The sequence below is a fragment of the Maritalea myrionectae DSM 19524 genome, from assembly GCF_000423365.1.
GTDB classification, from domain to species: Bacteria; Pseudomonadota; Alphaproteobacteria; order Rhizobiales; family Devosiaceae; genus Maritalea; species Maritalea myrionectae.
This window is the reverse complement of the sequence record NZ_KE384009.1, coordinates 40417-59291: the sequence shown is the minus strand read 5'-3', so window position 1 is coordinate 59291 and position 18875 is coordinate 40417. Positions and strand designations below refer to the sequence as shown.

18 protein-coding genes are annotated in these 18875 nt (G+C 52.6%); 8 read left to right on the top strand and 10 right to left on the bottom strand.

The features are described from left to right. Window positions 1-127: 127 nt before the first annotated feature. The 7 genes from G549_RS21010 (at window position 128) to G549_RS21005 (ending at window position 9830) form a co-directional block, all read left to right on the top strand. A complete protein-coding gene (locus tag G549_RS21010) occupies window positions 128-1369 on the top strand; it encodes an ABC transporter substrate-binding protein (RefSeq protein WP_084634256.1) in 1242 nt (413 codons plus the stop codon). Next, window positions 1366-3393, top strand: a complete 2028-nt coding sequence (locus G549_RS0117950; protein ID WP_027836169.1) for an ATP-binding protein — start codon at window positions 1366-1368, stop codon at window positions 3391-3393. Before G549_RS21010 ends, G549_RS0117950 begins: the two co-directional genes overlap by 4 nt. Beyond that, window positions 3390-4754, top strand: a complete 1365-nt coding sequence (locus tag G549_RS0117945; protein ID WP_027836168.1) for a sigma-54-dependent transcriptional regulator — start codon at window positions 3390-3392, stop codon at window positions 4752-4754. The genes G549_RS0117950 and G549_RS0117945 overlap by 4 nt, the downstream gene beginning before the upstream one ends. A gap of 166 nt (window positions 4755-4920) precedes the next feature. Then, a complete protein-coding gene (locus G549_RS0117940) occupies window positions 4921-6255 on the top strand; it encodes an extracellular solute-binding protein (protein WP_036223595.1) in 1335 nt (444 codons plus the stop codon). A gap of 64 nt (window positions 6256-6319) precedes the next feature. Next, a complete protein-coding gene (locus G549_RS0117935; protein WP_027836166.1) occupies window positions 6320-8053 on the top strand; it encodes an ABC transporter permease in 1734 nt (577 codons plus the stop codon). Between the two features lie 24 nt (window positions 8054-8077). Further along, on the top strand, window positions 8078-9166 hold the full coding sequence (locus tag G549_RS0117930) for an ABC transporter ATP-binding protein (protein ID WP_027836165.1): 1089 nt from the start codon (window positions 8078-8080) through the stop codon (window positions 9164-9166). After that, entirely contained in the window at window positions 9156-9830 is a 675-nt protein-coding gene (locus tag G549_RS21005) for an HAD family hydrolase (protein ID WP_051214115.1), read from the top strand. Before G549_RS0117930 ends, G549_RS21005 begins: the two co-directional genes overlap by 11 nt. 71 nt (window positions 9831-9901) lie before the next feature. Here the strand turns inward: G549_RS21005 and G549_RS0117920 are convergent, their stop codons facing one another. The 7 genes from G549_RS0117920 to G549_RS0117885 form a co-directional block, all read right to left on the bottom strand. Continuing rightward, window positions 9902-10345: a universal stress protein gene (locus G549_RS0117920; protein WP_027836164.1), complete on the bottom strand. Its 444-nt coding sequence runs from the start codon at window positions 10343-10345 to the stop codon at window positions 9902-9904. A gap of 11 nt (window positions 10346-10356) precedes the next feature. Beyond that, entirely contained in the window at window positions 10357-11643 is a 1287-nt protein-coding gene (locus G549_RS0117915) for a TRAP transporter large permease (protein WP_027836163.1), read from the bottom strand. A 10-nt stretch (window positions 11644-11653) separates the two neighbouring features. Next, entirely contained in the window at window positions 11654-12232 is a 579-nt protein-coding gene (locus G549_RS0117910) for a TRAP transporter small permease (RefSeq protein ID WP_027836162.1), read from the bottom strand. 74 nt (window positions 12233-12306) lie between these two features. After that, the gene (locus tag G549_RS0117905) at window positions 12307-13326 is read right to left on the bottom strand and encodes a TRAP transporter substrate-binding protein (protein WP_027836161.1); all 1020 of its coding nucleotides are present in this window, start codon (window positions 13324-13326) and stop codon (window positions 12307-12309) included. Between the two features lie 469 nt (window positions 13327-13795). Next, entirely contained in the window at window positions 13796-14722 is a 927-nt protein-coding gene (locus G549_RS0117895) for a dihydrodipicolinate synthase family protein (RefSeq protein ID WP_027836160.1), read from the bottom strand. Then, a complete protein-coding gene (locus G549_RS0117890) occupies window positions 14709-16097 on the bottom strand; it encodes a dihydroorotase (RefSeq protein ID WP_036223591.1) in 1389 nt (462 codons plus the stop codon). The genes G549_RS0117895 and G549_RS0117890 overlap by 14 nt, the downstream gene beginning before the upstream one ends. Continuing rightward, window positions 16097-16756: an aspartate/glutamate racemase family protein gene (locus G549_RS0117885; protein ID WP_027836158.1), complete on the bottom strand. Its 660-nt coding sequence runs from the start codon at window positions 16754-16756 to the stop codon at window positions 16097-16099. Before G549_RS0117885 ends, G549_RS0117890 begins: the two co-directional genes overlap by 1 nt. A 121-nt stretch (window positions 16757-16877) precedes the next feature. Between G549_RS0117885 and G549_RS0117880 the strand changes: the two genes are divergently transcribed. Next, on the top strand, window positions 16878-17564 hold the full coding sequence (locus G549_RS0117880) for a GntR family transcriptional regulator (protein ID WP_027836157.1): 687 nt from the start codon (window positions 16878-16880) through the stop codon (window positions 17562-17564). A 39-nt stretch (window positions 17565-17603) separates the two neighbouring features. Here G549_RS0117880 and G549_RS21875 read toward each other — a convergent pair whose 3' ends face one another. From G549_RS21875 to G549_RS0117860, 3 genes are all read right to left on the bottom strand, one after another. Further along, window positions 17604-17768: a hypothetical protein gene (locus G549_RS21875; RefSeq protein WP_156905582.1), complete on the bottom strand. Its 165-nt coding sequence runs from the start codon at window positions 17766-17768 to the stop codon at window positions 17604-17606. A gap of 53 nt (window positions 17769-17821) precedes the next feature. Continuing rightward, window positions 17822-18031, bottom strand: coding sequence for a cold-shock protein (locus G549_RS0117870; protein WP_027836156.1), 210 nt, complete (start codon window positions 18029-18031; stop codon window positions 17822-17824). 294 nt (window positions 18032-18325) lie between these two features. Further along, a complete protein-coding gene (locus tag G549_RS0117860; protein ID WP_027836154.1) occupies window positions 18326-18832 on the bottom strand; it encodes a GFA family protein in 507 nt (168 codons plus the stop codon). Between the last annotated feature and the right edge of the window lie 43 nt (window positions 18833-18875).

Below are 18875 nucleotides of genomic sequence, written 5' to 3'. Positions count from 1 at the left end.
CTAAACAACCTCTTTGCAAAAACTGGCAGCACATAATGCTAACGATTTGCATTTCGGATGCGGATGCAAAAATTTGCATAAGCGCTTGAGTTTAATGTATCACTATGGGCCTTAGGTGAGGAGACCCATGAGAGCAATATTGTTTATGATCGCCCTGCTGGCCGCAGTGTTGGGCGCGTTGAGTAGCGGATATGCACAGGCTCAGCAGCAGCAATTGCGTATTCTTACTTCCATGTCAGCGCGGGTGTTTGAACCGTTTGTCAAAGCGTTTGAAGCACAAAATCCGAACATCGATGTGTTGGTGCTGAACAAAAACACCAACCATGCGCTTGGCGAAGTTGCCTTGGGCAATGGGCGCAAGTTCGACATTTTTTGGGCCTCATCGCCGGAAGCGTTCGACATGCTCGATGATTTTGATCATCTGGCGCCCATGGACGGCAAGGTGCACCATGCATTTGCCTTGTCTGCAGTGGGGTGGAGTTGGAAAAAAGATCATCTCGCAAAAGTGCCGCAAAGTTGGAATGCTTTGTTGGAGCGCAAATATGAGGGGCGCATTGGCATTGCGCGTCCGTCGCGATCTGGCACGACCCATTTGATCGTCGAACAGTTTTTGCAGGATCGCGGATGGGAAGATGGGTGGCAATATGTGCTGCAGCTCAGCGCCAACTTTGCCACCATCACCTCGCGCAGTTTTGGAGTAATTGACGGGCTGAAATCCGAGCGGTTTGACATTGGCCTCAATATCGACTTCTTGGCAATTTCTGAAGATGATTTGGCGTTTCAATATGGGCGGCCCGTGATGCTGGTGCCCGGACGTATTGCGAAACTGAAAGGCAGCGGCGCCCCCGAACTGGCCGATCAATTCATCAATTTTGTTCTGTCAAAAACCGGACAGCAAATCCTGCTCACCCCAAAAATCAACCGCATTCCAATCGAACCGGAAATCAGACAATCGATTGATTATCGCGCCTATCCGTCATTGGATGCGGCCTTGCGGTTGAGCTGGGCTTCTTATGACCCCAAATTGGCGGCGCGGCGCTATTGGATGGTCAACGAAATATTTGATCAATTCATCACCAATCAATTTGGCCGCCGCCGCGCGATTTGGCGGGACCTTCGGCTGATTGAGGACGATCCAGAACTCGCGAAAAAACATCGCGCGAAGCTGGATTTGGCCCGTACCTATTTGTTGACCATGCCCATCGCGGAACATGAAGTGGCGATCATGCAACCAAGCCCAATGCCCGGGCCGGGCATGCGCTATGCGCCCATGACAGCGGAGCAAAAGAAGTTTCAGGTGCGGTGGCAATCGCAAGCGGAAATGCTGCTTGGCTTGGCCGAAAATGAACTGCGCGAGATCAAAGAATGAGTGCACTGAGCAAGGCGCGCGATCGGTTGTTCACCTATTTACCCGGCGCCTACAGCGTGTGGGGTCGGCTCTTTGCGTCTTTCCTTTTAATCTCCGGCATCCTGTCGATCATCGCCTTTGCCGCCGTTTTGCGCTTTACCGATATTAGCCAAGACATGTCGGAATTGGTGGAACAGCAAATGCCAGAAATCGTGCAGGTGAATGAGGTGGCGGCCGCAGTGACCGAACTGGCCGCGCAGGCGACCATTCTCAGCGAGCCGCGTTTGCGCAAAGATCGGCAGGCCTACCAGGAAGATTTGAACGCACAATTGTTGGACCTGTCGGCCACCATCAATCGAGTGCGCGATCCCGAACTGCTCTCAGCCCGCGATGAAATTGAGGCCCACATCCGGTTGCTGTTGCAATTCTCTGATCAGCAATTCAGCCTTGAGGAAAATCTTGTGGCCAAGGCGGCCAGTTTGCGGTGGTTACAGGCTGATTTTCAATCGGAGATTTCGCCGCTGCTCCTCGATATTTCATTTAATATCGACAATGCCGTGTCGCGGATAGAGGCCTCACAAGGGGCAGAGGGCTTTCGCGATGCGTTCGATCTTTTGAGTGCCGAAAGCGAAAAACGGGACCTGGTGCAAGAGGTGGGCCGCGAAGGCAGCTTCGCCATCAACGCCATGCTGCAAGGCACAAGCGCGCAAAGCCGAGAGAGCCTTGCCCAATTCTCAGACATTACCCTTGAAAGTCTTGATCGGGCCAGTCGCCTGCTGGACGAATTGGGCGATGCGGACACGTTGATCACCCTTGATCAGTCGCTGTCGGCGCTGCGCGAATTAGCATTGTCACCACAAGGCATTTTTGCCATAGCGCAACAATTGATTGAGGCCCGCGAAAAGGTGCTGCTTGAGCTTTCGGCAGCGCAAGAAAGTCTCTCCCAATTTCAACGGACCCTTTCCGAAACAGGCAATCAGCGCCGCGCCACCGCCATTGGTTTGGCCGATCAGGCCATTGCCGAAATGCAGGGGGCCAGCGCCAATATTGTCGCTTTGACCGTGACGGGTTTGATGGCCACCTTTTTCATTTTGATCTTCTATGTGCGTCGCCGCATTGTGGCCCGGTTGCAGCACCTGTCCGTTGCCCTTCGGGCCATTGCCCGGGGCGAATTGACCCAAAAAACCCATCCGGTGACGGGCAGCGATGAAATCGGGCGCATGGGCCATGCGGTGGATGTGTTTCGGCAATCGGTGATCGAGCGCGAGGAAAGCCTGCGCCGTCTGCAAAATGAAATTGTCGAGCGCGAGCGCACCAACAAAAAGCTGCAACAAACGCAGGTGGAATTGGTGCAAGCGGGGAAACTTGCGGCCTTGGGCCGGCTTTCGGCCGGCATTTCCCATGAGCTTAATCAGCCCATCGCCGCCACACGCTATGCGGCCCACAATAGTCTCACCCGCCTGGCAAAGGGCGCTGATCCGCAGACATTGGAGAAACCGCTGCAAAAGATCGTGCGGCTCACCGATCGCATGTCGGCACTGGTCAAGCAATTCTCGCACTTTGCGCGCCGCTCCGATTATCAAATCAAGCCAATCTCGCTTTATCCGGTCATTGAGCGGGCGATCGAAATTTTTCAGGCGCGACTGGCCGAAAAACCGGAGATTCAGATCTCCACGCAAGCTGCTGAGCTGCAGCAAAAGGTGAACGGCGACCCGCTTTTGATTGAGCAGGTGCTGGTTAATCTGATTTCCAATGCCATTGACGCCATCGACGAAACCGAGCAGAAGCACGGCAAGATCATCCTGTCCGGCCGGATGGAAGGGGACCTGTTTATGATCGATGTGATCGACAATGGGGCCGGCATCCCTGAACTGGAGCATGATATTTTCGAACCCTTCGTCACCTCAAAAGATGTGGGCAAAGGGACCGGGTTGGGCTTGAGCATTTCATACACCATCGCCCAGGATTTGGGCGGTGTGCTATATTTGAAGAACAATGACGACAAAGGGGCCACGGCCACCTTGGGATTACAACGAGCATCATGAGCACTGCACAAAAACAACAAGTGATGCTGATCGATGATGATCAGGACCTTTTGGAAGAAATCGCCGATACGCTTGAGCTAGAGGGCCACAATGTGGTGACCTATGCCCGCGCAGATTTAGCATTGCCCCACATTACCAGCCAGTTTAACGGCGTGATCGTGTGCGACATTCGCATGCCAAAAATGACTGGGCTGGAACTGCTTGATCATTGCACCCAACTGGATTCAAAACTGCCGATCATCATGATCACGGGCCATGGCCAAGTGGCGGAAGCCACAATGGCCATGAAGGCCGGCGCTTATGATTTTTTAGAAAAGCCTGTTGCGCCGGATCGGCTTTTGACCACCTTGAGCCGGGCGCTTGAACGGCGGCAATTGGCGCTAGAAGTGCGCGCGCTTAAAGGCATGGTGGGCGAAAATGACCTCAGCTCCCGAATTGTGGGCAACGCCCCCGAAACCAACCAACTCCGCGAACAGGTGGCCGCGCTAACTGATTTGAATGTCGATCTGATCGTGCGGGGCGAAACCGGCACGGGTAAAGACGTGGTCGCGCGTGCCTTGCACGATCTGGGCCCGCGCAAGGCAGGTCCGTTTGTTGCGGTCAATTGTGCGGCGCTGCCCGAAACGCTCGTCGATAGCGCCTTTTTCGGACATGAACGCGGCGCTTTTACCGGCGCCGATCAGGTTCATGTGGGATATTTTGAGGCGGCGAACGGGGGCACATTGTTCCTTGATGAGCTGGAATCCATGCCGCTCAGTTTTCAAGTGCGTTTGCTGCGCGTGTTGGAAAACCGCGAGGTCACACGGTTGGGGAGCCAAAAATCCTTGCCGCTCGATTTGCGCGTGGTGGCTGCGGTGAAAGGGGAGCTGGACGATCTGGTGGAGGAAAGCAAATTGCGCGCCGACCTGGTCTATCGCCTCAACATCGCCTCGCTGGAAATCCCGCCCTTGCGGGCACGCCGTCCAGACATTGAACTTCTATTTATGCATTTTTGCGAACGCGCGGCAGCGCTACATCACCGAACGGTGCCCGTGCTCAATGATGAATTGCGGGCACGATTGTCCCGCCATAATTGGCCGGGCAATGTGCGCGAGCTTAAAAACACGGCGGAACGGTTTGTGATTGGCATGCCGCTGAACTGGAGCAAAGCCGAGCCTGACGTGTCGCAACCCACTATTGTGGATGCTGGCCTGGACGAGGCCGTGGGGAAATTTGAAAAATCTTACATTGAAGCGGCCATCGCCGCGTGTGATGGCAACATCACCCAAACGGCCGCTCTGTTGGATGTCCCGCGCAAAAAACTCTATTTGCGCATGAAGAAATATCAAATTGAAAAAGCCGAAATTGACACAGATGAGTGAGTCAGAAAGGGGACAATGAGTCATTTTTGACACACAAATCCCGCACCTGCGAAATCACTAAACCTATATATTTCAATATCTTATCTTAATCTAAAACTTGGCACGCCGTTTGCAATGAAGAAGGCGCGGAGGATTCCGCATACCTAAATTCGGGAGGAAAAACGGTATGAATTTATTGCGTAATGCATTGCTTGCCAGTGTTGCTTTTGCAGCGACGGCAGGTACGACATCAGCAATTGCAGCTGAAAAGCTCGTTGTTGTCACCTCATTCCCCAAAACACTGACCACACCCTTTGAACAAAAGTTCGAAGAAATGTATCCGGATGTGGACGTTGAAGTGGTGAACAAATCAACTTCATCATCAGTGAAATACATTCAGGAAACAGCATCATCCAACACAAGCGACATTTTCTGGGCTTCGGCACCAGACGCGTTTGAAGTGTTGAAATCAGATAATTTGCTGCAGCAAAGCGGTGTTTCAAACGAAAATATTCCGCCGGATGTTGCGGGCTATCCAATGAACGATCCGGATGGCTTCTATAATGGTTTTGCCGCCGCTGGTTACGGCATCATGTACAATGAGCGCTATTTGGACGCTAAGGGTCTTGAGCCTGCCATGCAGTGGGTTGATTTGGCTGCGCCTGAATATCACGGCCATGTGGGCATGTCTGCGCCATCACGTTCAGGCACAACTCACCTAACGGTTGAAGCCGTGTTGCAAGGCGATGGCTGGGAAGACGGCTGGGCCAAATGGAAGTTTATCGCGGGCAACTTTGCCACCGTTACAGAGCGTAGCTTTGGTGTGCCAGATGGTGTTAACTCCGGCCAGTTCGGTTTGGGCATTGTGATCGACTTCTTCGGTCTTGCCTCAAAAGCTTCCGGTTTCCCCGTAGACTTTGTCTACCCTGAAACAACAGCGATCGTGCCGGCCAATGTGGGTGTCATTGCAAATGCACCTAACCCCGACACAGCGAAAGACTTCATCGCTTTCTTGCTGTCTGTTGAAGGCCAAGAATTGTTGTATCGTCCTGAAATTCGTCGTTTGCCGGTCAACATTGATGCCTATGCAAATGCACCAGAGAATTTCCCCAACCCATTCAACGGCACAATCAAAGCATCTGTGAACTTTGACGTGGAGAAATCTGGCGCACGTTACAATGTGGTCAATTCCTTGTTTGACGTGATGATCACGTACCGCATGGATGATCTGCGTGAAGCCGTGCGTGCTGTGCAATTGGCTGAGGAAAAACTTGGTGACGGCAGCAACGCCGAAGCACAAGCTTTGATCGATGAAGCCCGCGCATTGATCGCGGAAATGCCAATCGATGAAGCCACATCAATGGACCCAGACTTTAACGCCATCTTCAAAACGAAGCGTAAAAAAGCTGAGGACGTTGTTGAAGGACGTCAGGCCGAAGTTGAGCAAGATTGGGATGCTCAAATCGTTGCCAACTACGCCAAGGCGAAAGAACTCGCCAATAAAGCAGCCTCAATGCTGTAACTGACCCAAAGATGCGTTGGCCCCATTCGGGCCAGCGCATGCTCTGGCACAAAGGTATTCCATCATGACTCATCAATCCGCTGGCGCGGCACCTGCACGCCGCCGCTTGACAGATGTGCTGTTTCCAAAACTCTCGGGCACGGTGCTCGCAGCCATCTTTATCGCAACGCTTTTGTTCGGCTTTCTTATTTTGCCCGTGGCCAAGGTGATTTATGTCGCCTTTGTCGATCCGCAAACAGGCGGCCTGACGCTTCAGAACTTTGGCGACTTTTTTAGCTCCGCCCTGTTCCGAGAAAGCTTTTTCAACTCATTCTACGTGTCCGCTATGTCGGTTGTGTTGGCCAGTGTCTTTGCTTTGCCTTTGGCCTATATCACATCCCGATTTGAATTTAGCGGCTCGATGCTTATTCAAAGCCTTGGCTTTATCCCCCTGATCATGCCGCCTTTTGTGGGCGCGATTGCCATGCAATTGCTGTTTGGCCGCAATGGTACATTCAATCTGCTGCTGGCAAATATGGGGATCAACATTCCCTTTATGGAGGGGCTGAACGGGGTGATCTTGGTGCAAAGCGTGCACTATTTCCCCTTCATTCTGATCAATTTGTCGGCCAGCTTGCGCAACATTGACCGCTCGATGGAAGAAAGCGCCCAAAATCTGGGTGCGCACGGTTTGCGCCTGTTCCGCCGCGTGGTGTTCCCCTTGGCCGCACCAGGTTATTTGGCTGGCGCGTCGCTGGTGTTCATCAAAGTGTTTGATGATTTGGGCACGCCCTTGCTGTTGAACGTCAATAATATGTTGGCGCCGCAGGCTTATCTGCGCATCTCCTCGATCGGTATTTCTGATCCGATGGGCTACGTGATTTCCTTTATTCTTGTCGCCTTCTCAGTCTTCTCCCTCTGGGCCAGCTTCTTGCTGATGCGCGGCAAAGACTATGCCACCACACAAAAGGGTGGGGGCGGTTTGAGCCGTCGCAAGCTCTCAACCAAAGAGAACATTGCCGCCTACTCAATTGTTGTATTGATCCTGCTGTTGGTGCTTTCGCCGCATATCGCGCTGGCGCTGCTCGCTTTCGGTACCATTTGGTCCTATAGCCCACTGCCTGATGGGTACACGCTGGAAAACTTCAGCACCATGTTTAGCCAATCAGGTGTCTATATCAAAAACACACTGGTCTATGCGGGTCTTGCTGCGCTGATCGATGTGATCCTTGCGACCGCAATTGCCTATATCGTGTTGCGCACCAAGATTATTGGTCGCCAATGGCTCGACTATATGGCCACCGCAGCACTGGCTGTGCCTGGCGTTGTGCTCGGCATCGGTTATTTGCGGACCTTTAATGATCTGGAAGTGCCGTTGGTGGGTAAACCCCTTGCTTCATGGTGGGTGATCATCATGGTGGCGCTGACCATCCGGCGTTTGCCTTATGCTTTGCGGGCGTGTACCGCCGCGTTGCAACAGGTCAGCATCTCCTTGGAAGAAGCGGCTGAAAGCCTTGGGGCCACACGCTCCAGCACCATTCGCCGCATTGTTGTGCCTTTGATGTCCGGTGGTATTTTGGCTGGCTTTGTCACCAGCTTTGCCACCGCAGCGGTGGAACTCTCTGCCACCATCATGCTGGTGTCGACCGACCAAGATGCGCCGCTGGCTTATGGCATCTACTTGTTTATGCAAAGCCCATCAGGGCGTGGTGCAGGTGCCGCCTTAGGTATCTTCGCTGTCATCATCGTTGCCGCGGGGACACTGCTGGCACAATACATCATTGATCGTGACCGGAAAAAACGGACGGGCGAGCGCTAAGCGCCGCCCCTGTGGAGGAAAATTATGACTTTATCACAAAAAAGCACAGCGATTTCGATCCAGGACGTTCACCTCTCCTTTGGCAGCACCAAGGTGTTGACCGGGGTGAACCTAGAAATCAAAGCGGGCGAGTTCTTCGCCTTTTTGGGACCATCTGGGTCCGGCAAATCCACTTTGTTGCGCGCCATTGCAGGCTTTGGCCCGCGCCCAAGGGGCAAAATTCTTGTGGGTGATCGCGATCTGGCGGGCTTGCCGCCTTGGGAGCGTAATGTGGGCATGGTGTTTCAAAGCTATGCGCTTTGGCCGCACATGACTGTGCGCAAAAATGTGGCCTTTGGCCTGGTGGAAAAGAAAGCACCGCAAAAGGAAATAAACGAAAAAGTTGAGGCGGCCCTATCCCTCGTCGGCTTGCTAGATTATGCCGAGCGCATGCCGTCTCAACTTTCAGGTGGTCAGCAACAACGCGTTGCGCTCGCTCGCACCATTGTGGTGGAACCTGATGTCTTGCTCTTGGATGAACCCCTGTCCAACCTTGATGCAAGCCTTCGGGTGCAAATGCGGCGCGAGCTTTTAGCGTTGCAACGCAAATTGGGGCTGACCACCATTTTTGTGACCCACGACCAAGAAGAAGCCAACACAACAGCCGATCGAATGGCCGTGTTGGACCAGGGTGTGGTGCAACAGGTGGGCACACCACAAATGTTGTATGACCACCCTGAAAACCTGTTCGTGGCCAACTTTTTGGGCACCGCCAACATTTTGGAAGGCAATATGGTCAAGGGGCCAGAAGGCTCAAGCATCATCTTGAAAACGGGCGAACAGATTGCCATTGATTCCTCAATTTTAGGCCAAGGCAATCTGGTGTTGCGCCCCCAAAACATCATGGTGCGTCCTGAAAACGCAAACACGGCCCTGCGCGGCAAAATCAGCCACCGCGAATTTTTGGGCGGGCAGGTGCGCTATTTGATTGATGTGGCGGACACACAAATGGTTGTGGATCAAAGCCACTCAATTGACCAACCGGTGATGGAGATTGGTGCTGAGGTTGCCCTCGACATAAATCGCAATAGCGGTGTATTCCTGCCTCAAAAAGAAGTGACAGATGCCGCATAAATATAAAGCCATCATTTTTGATCTCGACGGTACGCTGGTGGATAGTCTTGGTGACTTCCACCACGCGGCCCGCGTCATGCTCAACAGCATCGGCCATGCGCCAATTCCAGCGGAAGTGGTCAAAACATTTATTGGCAATGGGCAAGAAATGTTTATTGCCCGCTGCCTGGTGCATGTGGGGGCCAACCTCACCGCACAGCAATTGATTGATGCCACCAAAGTGTTTGAGCAGGCCTATGATGAGGCAGACGGTCAGTATAGTCGGTTGTTCGACGGTGTAGAGGCTTTAATCCAGTTCTTTAAAGCTGATGGGGCCAAAGTGGGCCTTTGCACCAACCGTCCGGTGGCCCGCGCACACAAAATCTTGGCCAGCTATGGCATCGCCGACTATTTCGATGAAATTGCGGGTTTTGAAACCACTGAAAAGCCTAAGCCCGCACCCGATCCGATTTTGCATTGCCTCAAGCAATTTCAATGTGCGCCCTCACAGGCTTTGTTTGTGGGCGACAGTGATGTGGACGCAGAGGCCGCGGATAAGGCCGGGGTGGAATTTGCGTTTCATACACAAGGATTTGGCAGCCTGAAATCGCAGCCCTGCCAGATATTGATTGATCATTATACAAAGATCGATTTTTTACCCACCAAAGAGAAAGCCCAGCCTTAGGCCGGGTTTGCTCTATGTTTCGATTTTTGTTGATGCGGCCCGCTGGTTTACGACGGGCCGCATTTTACAATTTACACCACCAAGACGGGGCACTTGGCCAGCCCGGTCACTTTATGTGACACGCTGCCCAACAAATAGTCTTCAACGGACCCCATGCCACGGCTGCCAATCACGATCAGATCTGTCTCGTGTTTTTCGGCAGATTTGACAATGGTGCGTGCCACGCCACCGGGTGACACAAAGGCATGAACATCTTCACATCCAGCCGTAAGCGCCATCTTTTTGGCCCGGTCGGCAACCTCTGTCGCATGCTCGCGCATGATGTCATCAAGATTGCCCGGCTCGTTGGGGCGCACCATCGACAAGGACGCCTCAAGCATTGAATGGTGCCGATAAACGGTCAGGATGTTCAGCCTCGCATTTTCACCGGCTGTTTTGACCAAATCAATGGCCATTTTTAATGCCTTTTCCGCACCGGCAGAGCCATCAAACGGGACCAATATGGATTTAAACATAATGTCCTCCTTTATTTCGCAAAGGCCAGATCACGCAGGAACAGCGCAATTTGCGGGAAGAAGATCATGGCTACAGCCACACCGAGCAATATGAAAATGAACGGCGGCGTGCCGCGCACCACATCCATATAGGGGCGTTTAAACACCGCGATGGCCGTAAAAATATCGCAGCCAAACGGTGGCGTCGCTGAACCAATGGCGACTTGCAGCGTGATGATTGTGCCCACGAGCACGGGGTCAAGACCCAAGGATTTCACCACAGGTGCAAATACGGGAACCAAGATCAAGATCACCACAATCGGGTCAACGAACATGCAGCCGATGAAGAAAGCAATGGAGATGACGAACAACACCTCTATGCGTCCCATTTCGGTGATGCCGATGGCGCCCAGCAATTCCTGCGGCACTTGCGCAAAAGAAATCACCCAGGAAAAAGCCGCGCCGGCCGCCACCAGAATGAAAACAACTGCGGTGATCAAGCCTGTGGATTTTGCCGTTTCATAGACATTGGTCAGTGACAAGGTGCGGAACACCACAACCTCAATGAACAGGGCATAGAGCACACAGGCCGCCGCCGCTTCGGTGGGGCTGAAAATGCCGCCATAGATACCGCCAATAATAATGACCGGGAAACCCATGGGCCAAATGGCGTCGCGTAAACTCACGAGGCGCTCGCTCCATGTGGCTTTTTCTTCCGTCGGCACATTGTTGCGCACCGCATAGATGTAGCTGTAGATCGAGAACAACACCAAGATCAAAAGCCCAGGGCCGATGCCCGCGATGAACAGCTCAGCGATTGAGGTTTGTGACACCACGCCATAAATGATCATCCCGATTGAAGGGGGGATCAAAAACGCAATGTCGCTTGAGTTGACGATCAACGCCAACACAAAGCTGTCTTTATAGCCAGCCTTCAACATGCGCGGCCGCATGGGCGAACCAATGGCAACCACGGTTGCTTGCGTGGAGCCGGAGACTGCGCCAAACATCGTGCAGGCCGCCGCAGTGGACACGGCAAGCCCACCTTTCAGGTGCCCCACAAAAGACATCACCAAATTGATCAAACGGCCCGCCGATTGACCCCGCGTCATGATGTCAGCCGCAAAGATAAACATGGGCACGGCAATCAGTGAGGCCGGTCGGATACCGCCCATCATTTGCTGTACCATGGTTTCCATCTGGCCGAAGCCATTGAACATCATAAAAAAGCCGATGCCCGCGCCCACGAGCAGCGGCACCATCATTGGAAATCCAAGCAGCAGCAGGATAACCATCGCAGAAAAAACTATTGTAGCCATGATCTCCCCCTCAGACTTCCGTTTCGCTTTCATCATATCCCTCAAGCACCGCGGTGGAGAGATAGATGTCTTTTGATGTGATGTTCTTAATGGCCGTCAGCAAATATTGAGCACCCGTCATGAAGAGCCCAACAGGTACCCAGACCAAAATGATCCAAACTGGAATTTGCAATGAGGGTAAAACCCGGCCGCGAGACGCCTGCGTGCCAATATAATTGATCGCGTAATAGCAAAGGGCAAACATCAAAGCGGCGGTGACCAACGATATGATGATCATCAGCAGCTTGCGCAGCTTTGGCGGCAGTGCATCATAAATCGCCGACATGCGAATGTGCCGACCATGGCGGGCGGCATAGCTGATGCCCGCAAAGGTGATCAGGATAATCAATATCCGGTTGAGTTCTTCTGAAAAAAAGATCGAATTGCCAAGAAGATATCGGCCCACCACATTGGCAACCGTGTTCAAGGCCATCAGCAATACGCCAATCGCCAAAAAAAGGGATTCAACGCGGCCAATCACCGTGTCGATTACCCCTAAAAAACCCGGCAATGCTGACTCGAGTTCTTTTAAGTCCTGTTCGTCGCTCATCGTGTCCTCCCCTACACAGATCAACACTTGCCCAGCCCAATCAAGGGCCGGGCAAGTTAAGCTTTCAGGTCTGACTATTCAGCGGTTGCTGCCAAGTCTTCCTTCATCTGTTCGAGGATCGCCTTGCCGCTTTCACCAGTCATTTCGATGAATTTGGCTTCAACGTCCGCCGCAGCCTCTTTAAAGCACGCGCGCTCTTCTTCGCTGAGCACGGTCACTGTCATTTCAGGCTTGGCTTCCTTGATCTTGGCCAATTCTTCATCAGCCAGCGATTTTTGGAACTCCACAATATGATCATAAGCTGCATCAGCCGCATCTTCGATCACTTGCTGCTCTTCTTCACTCAAAGAATTATAGAAATCCTGGTTGGCCATAAGGGCCGTGGTGAAGTTGTTGTGGCCAGCATAAGTAATGTGGTCGGTCACCTCATAGATCTTGGTTGAATAGAGGAAGAAGGTTGGGTTTTCTTGGCCCTGAATGATGTTGGTCTGCAAACCGCCATACACTTCGCCCCAAGGCAAAGGCGTTGGTGTGGCGCCAAACGCTTTGTAGCTTTCAACCAAAAGCGGGTTGGTCATCACACGGAATTTTACCTCGTTCAAATCTTCACAAGTTTTGACGGGGTCTTTCGTGGTCATGGCCACTTCGCCTTCAGGATACATGGAAAGCAACTCAAGACCCTGCTCAGCATAAAGCTCCTCAAAGTCCTCATTGATGGCCTTACTTTCTTTATAGAAGCGGGCCAAATGGGCTTGGTCGGTTGGCAGCAGATAAGGCACGAAGAAGACTTGTGCTTCAGGGATCAGCGCGCCGGTAAAACCGGGGGACTGGTTCACAAACTGCAAAATACCAGCTTGTGCCTGCTCCATAATATCAGCAGATTCACCCAATGTGCCGAACGGGAAAAGCTGAATTTCATGATCTGAATTTGCTTCAACTTCTTCTTTAAATTTCTGCGCATAAACGCCTTGAACGTCCGTTAGTGCTTCCTCAAAAGCATAGCGCCACGTTGCGGCCTGAGCAGCAGAAAAGCTCATTGCCAATACGCTGACACCCGCCAGCGCGCCAAGCGTGCGTTTCGTGAAATTGTTCACAATTACCTCCCAATAATTTGTGGTATTTGTCCACGATGGACAAATGCAACTCCTCATCAGCACGTCGCAATTTACGTGCCGAGCGCGCCCACTATTGCGCGGCAAAACAACGCTGTCCACCCCTGGGGATTTCCGGTACGCCCTTGTTTTTATAAGGTTTCAAGGTTTTTGACCTCGAATCCTTAGGCGCAAATTTTCAAATTAGTCTCAAAGTTATTTAACAAAACTGGACCCTTTTGAGGGGCGAAAAAAGTCAGATTTCGACCAGCTATTTTTGGTCCAACGCCAAACGGTCCAGAAGTGTGATTGTTACAAAAAATTGAGCGAATTCACGTGCTTGGCATTTAATTATCATAATAAATGGCTTGGGCATAAATCGTATGCGCCGCGCGAAATGGAGCACAAATTTCGACGCCTCAGCACGCTCGTTTTTCTCATTCTGCAGGCCGCAAAAATGCTGACAAAATGTCTAGCTGATTTCAGCCATTCTTTTTTCTAATCGGGTCATCAAAAAAATTACTTCCTGCTGTGAGGTTGGGGACAAATCTGCTCCCGGCTGTCGTTGAGAAGCATGGGCAATTACCCCACGCCTGGCCAAAATAAACTTGCGCACAGCCAACCCAAGGGCAGGTTGTTGCTCATAACGCATCAGCGGCAAATAGGCGTCGAATAGATCATGGGCTTTGTCATATTGGTCGACATTGCAGAGGCGACAGATCTCGACCATCATCTCAGGGTAGGCAAAGCCAGTCATGGCCCCATCGGCACCGCGTCGCATTTCTTCTGGAAGGAAAACCCCGGCATTGCCGCAAAGAATAGACACCCGTCGGCGCCCTTTCTTTTCTGCCTCGCGCAAATCGGAAATCTTTTGTAGCCCTGGCCAATCCTCATGTTTCAGCATCACGATGGAGGGATGATTTTCAAAGATCGTCCCCATGGTGGCCGATGAAATACTAACCCCGGTTGCAAGTGGAAAATCTTGTAACACCACCGGCACATCCTCGCTTATGGTTTTGACCAAATTGGCATAATAGGTGATGATTTGCTCATTGGTTTTCAGATTACCGGGTGGGGCAACCATCACACCTGCTGCACCTTCATCCATCACCGCTTTGGTCAATTCGCCAATGGCGGCGAGACCGGGCGCAGACACGCCCACAACAATGGGTTTGCCCGCAGCGCGCTTGATGATCTGCTTGGTGATGGCCAGAGATTCCGACTGGGTGAGTTTGGGTGCTTCCCCCATCATCCCCAGAATGGTCAGCCCGTCCGCGCCTTTGTCGAAATAGAAGTCGACCATGCCATCAAGACTGTTGTGATCAATCTGCCCGTCTGGCGTAAACGGCGTGGCGGCAATGACAAAAACGCCTTTGGTGTTCGCATTAATCATGCTCATGACGGGTCTCCTCATCCTCAAACCAATGACCATTGCCGCGCGGCACAAAGGTGCCGCTGCCCGGCTGGCTGCAAATGTTTTCGCCATCCCAGGCCAATTGCCCGCGCACATAAGTGCGGTCCACCGTGACACTGAACACGCGGCCATCAAACGGGCTCCAATTGAGATCGTCATGGGCGTTGGCCGAATCCCAAATCTGTGGTTGATGCTTTAAAATGGCGAAGTCGGCATCTGCGCCGATGCGAATGGCCCCTTTTTGCGGGAAAAGGCCAAAAAATCTGGCGGGGCGTTCGCTCAGCATTTCGGCGGTGAGGGCGGCCGCGTCGAGCCCGCGCTGTTCAGCGGCGGTGTAAAAACAGGGCAACAGCGTTTCCATCCCCGGAACGCCAGCGCCTGCATCAAAAATTGACGGGGTCAGCTTGTTGTCGATAGGCCAACTGGAATGGTCCGAACTGATCAGCGCCACGCGACCCGCCAATATCTCTTCCCATAAGGCGTCGATCTCGCCGGGCCGGATCGGCGGGTTCACCTTCATTTTTGCGCCAAGCTCTTCGCCATCAATTTCTGGATCAAACCACAAATAATGCACGCATAATTCGCCGGTGGCGCGATAACCATCAAAGGCATAATTGTCGACGAGTTGAAAGCCACGCGCCGTGGTGAGGTGCACAATGTGTGCGTGCGCATGGGCGGCAGCCCCAAGCTCTAGGAACTGCGCGGTGGCCGACATTTCCGCAGATGCAGGGCGGCTTTCAGAATGGGCCACAAGGCCATTTTGACCCGCTTTTTTGGCCGCAGCCATAAAGGCATGGACCATTTCCTGATCTTCATTATGCACCCCCAGCGGAATGTTGGTCGGCGCCAATGTTTCAAAAATACTCAGGATTTGGGGCGTTTGAATGCGTGGGAAGCGCGTGGGATTGCTTTCAAAAGTAGAAATCTTAAACGCCACCACACCGCCCTCAATCAGTGGGGCAATTTCGCTGTTGTCCTGCCCTGGTGCGACAGTGGCATAGAGCGCCATATCGGCGTAGGCGACCGCGTTGATGGTGGTAATTTTCTCGTCCAGCCGCGCTTTGGTGTTGAGCGGATCAGGGTTGTCATAAGGCATATCAACCAGAGTGGTCACGCCGCCCGCCACGGCCGAGCGGGTTGTGCTTTCAATGCCTGGCAAGCCGCCATATGAGCACGCATGGGTTTGGCCATCGACGACACCGGGCAAAATAAGACCGTCCGTGACAATATGAACTTCTGCCGCGTCGGGCGCATCGCCTTGACCGATCGCGGCGATCTTGCCTTCCCGTACCCCGATCCAACAGGCATCATGACGACCATCCGACAGCATGGCTGGCCCTTGCAACACCAAATCAAACATCAAACGTTCCCCCCATAATTCAGATCAAGTGCGTTGATGGCGTGCATCACCCCCGCTTGCACGGGGTCGACCACTGGCAACTGCAACAGCGCCTGCAAATCTTGCCGATAGTTGCCCAGCCCGGCACATCCTAAGATCAGCACGTCGGCGCCGTCTTGATCCCGCAATGCCCGTCCGGTTTCCCCCAACCCTTCAATCACATTGCTGGTCATCAACTCAGGCACAGTGATGTTTATGGCCCTGTCGCCTGCAAGGCGTTTGTCGAGTTGTAAGTGCTGCAAATAGCGCAAATGCCGCCCAATGGATGACGGGCCCATGGAGATGATGCCAAATGCGCTGCCCAAGCTAAGGGCGGTGAGGTAGGCACTTTCAGCAATGCCAAAAACTGGCTTGTTGGTCGTCGCCCGCACCTTTGCGATCCCCGGATCAGAAAAACAGGCGATCACGAACGCATCCGCGTCGGACGCGGCGACTGCCTCCAGAATGTGCGGCACCACTTCTGCCACATGTTCATCGGTTTCAATGCCCGGCGGCGATTTCGACAGCTCGATGCAAATAATGTCGTGAGATGTCCGCCCGTCAATCTCTGCCAAACAGTGCGCCATGGATTGGGTCACTGACTTTGAACTATTGGGATTAATCACCAAAATCTTCGGCATTTCGCGGTCTCCTCAGTGGAGAGGCTAAAATATTAGCTGATATATCACAAGAATATTATTTTGACTTTGAGATGGTGATTGGTGAAAAGGAAGGGCATGCCCCGCTGCGAGGACAACCAAAATGAGTGCTGACAACACAATGAAAAAATCTGTTTCCTTGACTGAGCAAGCCTATTTGTCGCTGCGTGAACAGGTGATCACATGCGAGTTGGCACCGGGCACCGATGTTTCAGAAAAAGAGCTGGCCGAGCGGCTGGCGATGAGCAAAACACCCGTGCGGGAGGCCATGGGGCGGTTGTGTCTTGAGGGGCTGATGGAATCTTTTCCCCGGCGTGGCTATCGGGTCAGCCCGGTGACGGTGAAAGACATGAATGATCTGTTCGCGGTGCGCGGCATTTTAGAAGGCGCAGCGGCGGCGTTGGCGGCGCAAAACCTGACGGATCAAGAATTGGACCAACTCGCACAATTGGCTAAAGCCGAATATGTGGTGGGGGAGGGGCAAAGCACCAAAGGATTTGTCGCCAGCAATGAGATGTTTCACGCCGCGATTGCCCGCGGCTCAAAAAATCCCCGTTTGCACAGCCTGATCATGAGTCATTTGGAGGAGGGAACCCGCTTTTTATATATGGGTACCCGCGCCCGTGATGTGAATTTTGAAACCCATAGCGACCATAATCAAATCGTCACCGCTTTGCGCACACGAAACGGCGAGACGGCACGACAGGCCATGCTCGACCATAATGAGCACACACGAGAAGGCTTGTTACAGGCCCTGATCTCGCAAACGGAACTCAGTGTGACGTTTTAGCGATGTTTGGAAGTGAGTGTGTGAACAATGCCAGTTTTATTAGGCTTTTGAAGCGGCATCTTTTGCGAGGCGCAGCGCTTTAAGGCGGGCTGTGTTATCGCTGATGGACTTAGCTTTTTGTTCTTTGTCGCTTAGCTTGATATCTGGTGCCCGTTGAATGGCAGCAAATCTTTTTTCAGCGCGATCTCGCGCATCATCTGTCATTTTGGTGATCTTTCAAAGACAAAAGGGCCGCACGAATGCGACCCAATATCGTCTTAGTCAACCAAAGAAAGGTTGGCAGCTGATTGCTTGCCATCACGGCCGCTCTCTAGCTCATAAGAAACTTTCTGACCTTCAGCGAGGCCTGAAAGACCTGCACGCTCTACTGCAGAAATATGAACGAATGCGTCCTTGCTGCCGTCTTCTGGAGAAATAAAGCCGAAGCCTTTAGTTGTGTTGAAGAATTTAACTGTGCCGGTTGTCATGGCATATACCTTATTTAGATAGCTTGGCGCTCAAATGGCGCACAAGTGAATTTCCCATGGGCAACATGCCCAAAGGTTGCAACGTTTTAGAAATCAGAGAGAAGCCAAGCAAACCGGTAGTCCGGCAGATCAGATCGCCAATGATGGCGTTAAACGTGGGGCTTATATGCGCCTTATTCGCTCAAATAGCAAGCGAAATAATTCAAACATGTTTCCGCCCGGCAAATTCGCCGCTGTTGGAAAGCTGCCAGAAGCACCCCAAAGCGCTGCTTTTCGAGGCACCCGAAAAATTCCTCAACTGATCTTTATGCCTGCCGACGTCTCGATAATGGCCAGACGCGCCAACGCTTCGGGGGACCAAGTCTCGCTAATTTCATAAAATGTTTCGGCGCGCCGATCATTTTCAGGCAGGCGAACCCACGGCTGTTTGGAACAGGTATAAATGTGCACGTCTGGTGGCATTTGGTCCGGGTCATCAAGGGTGCCCACGCGGATAAACCGGATATTTTCCCGCAGCCCGCCCATATTATAATTGCTCCACACAGCAATTTTGCATTTGGCGCAACGGGTGATGTCCTGCCCTGTGCCACTGGGTGTTGGAACGGTTATTTCCTCAACCTCGCCAGAAAGCAGCGTCACCCGATCCGCTTCGAACAAAGCATTCAGTGCAAAGGCGGTTCCAGAATTTTTCTGACAGCCGCGGCAATGGCAACAATGCACAATCAAGGGGTCCGACGACACCTGATATCGCACATGGCCGCATATGCAGCCACCTTCGCTTGCTATTGAATGGTTAGTCATCGTGATCTCCATTATTGATTTTGCACTGGCAGAACTGTTCCAA

Coding starts and splice junctions, on each gene's coding strand:
- G549_RS21010 (WP_084634256.1), top strand. CDS start 128: ATGAGAGCAATATTGTTTATGATCGCCCTGCTGGCCGCAGTGTTGGGC.
- G549_RS0117945 (WP_027836168.1), top strand. CDS start 3,390: ATGAGCACTGCACAAAAACAACAAGTGATGCTGATCGATGATGATCAG.
- G549_RS0117930 (WP_027836165.1), top strand. CDS start 8,078: ATGACTTTATCACAAAAAAGCACAGCGATTTCGATCCAGGACGTTCAC.
- G549_RS0117870 (WP_027836156.1), bottom strand. CDS start 18,031: ATGACAACCGGCACAGTTAAATTCTTCAACACAACTAAAGGCTTCGGC.
- G549_RS0117915 (WP_027836163.1), bottom strand. CDS start 11,643: ATGGCTACAATAGTTTTTTCTGCGATGGTTATCCTGCTGCTGCTTGGA.
- G549_RS0117920 (WP_027836164.1), bottom strand. CDS start 10,345: ATGTTTAAATCCATATTGGTCCCGTTTGATGGCTCTGCCGGTGCGGAA.
- G549_RS0117885 (WP_027836158.1), bottom strand. CDS start 16,756: ATGCCGAAGATTTTGGTGATTAATCCCAATAGTTCAAAGTCAGTGACC.
- G549_RS0117895 (WP_027836160.1), bottom strand. CDS start 14,722: ATGAGCATGATTAATGCGAACACCAAAGGCGTTTTTGTCATTGCCGCC.
- G549_RS0117950 (WP_027836169.1), top strand. CDS start 1,366: ATGAGTGCACTGAGCAAGGCGCGCGATCGGTTGTTCACCTATTTACCC.
- G549_RS0117880 (WP_027836157.1), top strand. CDS start 16,878: ATGAGTGCTGACAACACAATGAAAAAATCTGTTTCCTTGACTGAGCAA.
- G549_RS0117910 (WP_027836162.1), bottom strand. CDS start 12,232: ATGAGCGACGAACAGGACTTAAAAGAACTCGAGTCAGCATTGCCGGGT.
- G549_RS21875 (WP_156905582.1), bottom strand. CDS start 17,768: ATGACAGATGATGCGCGAGATCGCGCTGAAAAAAGATTTGCTGCCATT.
- G549_RS0117860 (WP_027836154.1), bottom strand. CDS start 18,832: ATGACTAACCATTCAATAGCAAGCGAAGGTGGCTGCATATGCGGCCAT.
- G549_RS0117935 (WP_027836166.1), top strand. CDS start 6,320: ATGACTCATCAATCCGCTGGCGCGGCACCTGCACGCCGCCGCTTGACA.
- G549_RS0117940 (WP_036223595.1), top strand. CDS start 4,921: ATGAATTTATTGCGTAATGCATTGCTTGCCAGTGTTGCTTTTGCAGCG.
- G549_RS21005 (WP_051214115.1), top strand. CDS start 9,156: ATGCCGCATAAATATAAAGCCATCATTTTTGATCTCGACGGTACGCTG.
- G549_RS0117890 (WP_036223591.1), bottom strand. CDS start 16,097: ATGTTTGATTTGGTGTTGCAAGGGCCAGCCATGCTGTCGGATGGTCGT.